This window comes from Streptomyces sp. NPDC058964, from assembly GCF_042741275.1.
GTDB lineage: Bacteria > Actinomycetota > Actinomycetes > Streptomycetales > Streptomycetaceae > Streptomyces.
The window spans coordinates 1-2,121 of record NZ_JBHYKH010000861.1 but is presented as its reverse complement, the minus strand read 5'-3'; the positions used below and the strand labels follow the sequence as shown (position 1 = coordinate 2,121).

Annotated in this window: 3 protein-coding genes; 2 read left to right on the top strand and 1 reads right to left on the bottom strand. The window is 74.1% G+C overall.

Features of this window, described 5'->3' with window-relative positions:
- Positions 1-884: OB-fold nucleic acid binding domain-containing protein (locus tag ACFW2E_RS45700; RefSeq protein WP_384477768.1), on the top strand; the 884-nt coding region annotated here is incomplete at its 5' end.
- Complete coding sequence (locus ACFW2E_RS45695; RefSeq protein ID WP_384477766.1) at positions 881-1,855, top strand: hypothetical protein; 975 nt, start codon at positions 881-883, stop codon at positions 1,853-1,855. The genes ACFW2E_RS45700 and ACFW2E_RS45695, both read left to right, overlap by 4 nt.
- A 16-nt stretch (positions 1,856-1,871) precedes the next feature.
- Here the strand turns inward: ACFW2E_RS45695 and ACFW2E_RS45690 are convergent.
- Positions 1,872-2,121: cupin domain-containing protein (locus ACFW2E_RS45690; RefSeq protein WP_384477763.1), on the bottom strand; the 250-nt coding region annotated here is incomplete at its 5' end.

The following is a 2,121-nucleotide window of genomic DNA, read 5'->3' as shown; positions in this document are numbered from 1 at the left end:
TACCGGTACCGACGCTCGTGAACGAGTCGTCCACGCCCGGCACCAGGGCCGAGCGCCGGGTCGGGGGGCGAGAGACCACACCGCGGGCGGGGCCCCCCCCCCGGCCCCCGCTCGCCCAGCGGCTCGCCCAGGTGGGCGCGCTGGACGCCTTCGGGGCCAACCGCCGTGATCTGCAACTGCACCTGACCGAGCTGCACCGCGGCGCCCGTGGCGCCCGCGGCGGTCAGCTCCCGCTGGCCGGCGGGCGCAGGACGGCCCCGGCCGGGCTGCCCGACCTGTCCTCGGCGGAGAAGCTCAGCGCCGAACTGGGTGTGCTGTCCATGGACGCCTCGCGCAACCTGATGGACGATCACCGGGAGTTCCTGACGGAGCTGGGCGTGGTGTCGGCGCGCCGGCTGCGCGAGGCCGGGCACGGGGAGACGGTGCTGGTGGCGGGCGCCAAGGCGGCCACCCAGACCCCGCCGATCCGGTCCGGCAAGCGGGTCATCTTCACCACGCTGGACGACGGCACCGGCCTGGTCGACCTCGCCTTCTTCGACGACTCCCACGACGCCTGCGCGCACACCGTCTTCCACTCCTGGCTGCTGCTGGTGCGCGGGGTGGTGCAGCGGCGCGGGCCGCGCAGCCTCAGCGTGGTGGGCGCCGCCGCCTGGAACCTCGCCGAACTCGTCGAACTGCGTGCCGAGGGCGGGCTCGACCAGGTGGCGGCGCGCCTCGCGGAGCCGGTGCCGGAAGGGCCCCCGGGCGGCGATCCGACACACGGCCGCCGGATCCAGCTTCCCACCGGATACGAGATGCATCCGTGGGCCGATCTCCGGCCGGCGGGTCAGGAGCCTTCACAGATACGGAAGTTGTGGCACCAGAGTCCGGGGAGTGCGGGATGACCATCCTCTGTGTACGTTTCCAGCTGCCGCCGATGTACGAGGTCGCGTTTCCTGAGCTGCTCAGCCTCCTTGAGGAGTTCACCCCGGTCGTGGAGGCGCTGCCCCCGGACGGGGCGCTGGCCGATCTGCGGGGTGCCGAACGCTACTTCGGCCGCACCGCCACCGAGCTGGCGGCGGTGATCCGCGTCCGTGCGCTCGCGCTGCACGGCGTCGACTGCGCGATCGGCGCCGGGCCGGGTCCCATACTGGCCCGCATGGCACTGCGCGACGCGCGGCCCGGCGTGACCCACGCGGTTCCCGAGGGGCCCGGCGCCGTCGCGGAGTTCCTCGCGGACCGCCCCGTCGCCGAGCTGCCAGGCGTCGGCCCGGCCACCGCCCGCACTCTGTGCGAGTACGGCCTCGGCACCCTGGGCCGGGCCGCCGCCGCGCCCCTCTCCACACTCCAGCGCCTGGTCGGCGCGAAGGCGGGCCGCGAGCTGCACGAGAAGGCGAACGGCGTCGACCGCGGCCGGGTCGTACCGAACGGCGTTTCCCGGTCCCTGGCCGCCGAACGCCCTTTCGTGATCGACGAGCTGGACCCCGGCCGGCATCGCCGCGCCCTGCTCTCGGCCGCCGAGGAGCTGGGCGCCCGGCTGCGCGCCCTGGAGAAGGTCTGCCGCACCCTGACCCTCACCGTGCGCTATGCCGACCGCTCCTCGACGACCCGCAGCCGGACCCTCGGGGAGCCGACCGCGCACTCCGCCGCGCTGACGAAGACCGCCTACGGCATGTACGAGGCGCTCGGTCTCCAGCGTGCCCGGGTCCGCGCGATCGTGCTCCGCGCGGAGGGCCTCACCTCCGCCCGCCAGGCCTCCCACCAGCTCACCTTCGATCCCGTGGACGAGAAGGTCCGCCGTATCGAGGAGGTCGCGGACCGCGTGCGAGCGAGGTTCGGACCGCGGGCGGTGATGCCGGGGGCGCTGGCCGCGTAAGCCTCTTCGGCGCGCGTCAGTTGGCCCAGGGCGGCACGATGCGCGTGCCGTCGGCCAGCTCCGCCTCCAGACCGATGGAGGTGGTGACCCAGGAGATCGCGGTCCGGTCGGTCGGGTTCTCGACGCCGAGCGTCACGCCCGGGTTGATGATCACCGTGTCGCCGGCCGTGATGCGGTCGGTGCGGCCGTCCAGCGTGATCACCAGCTCGCCGATCAGCAGATGGAAGATCTCCTCGCGGGTGACGGTGTGGGCGGGGGCCTTGGTC

What these genes read in the sequence shown, in the direction of transcription:
- ACFW2E_RS45695 (WP_384477766.1), top strand. Translation starts at nt 881, where the DNA reads ATGACCATCCTCTGTGTACGTTTCCAGCTGCCGCCGATGTACGAGGTC.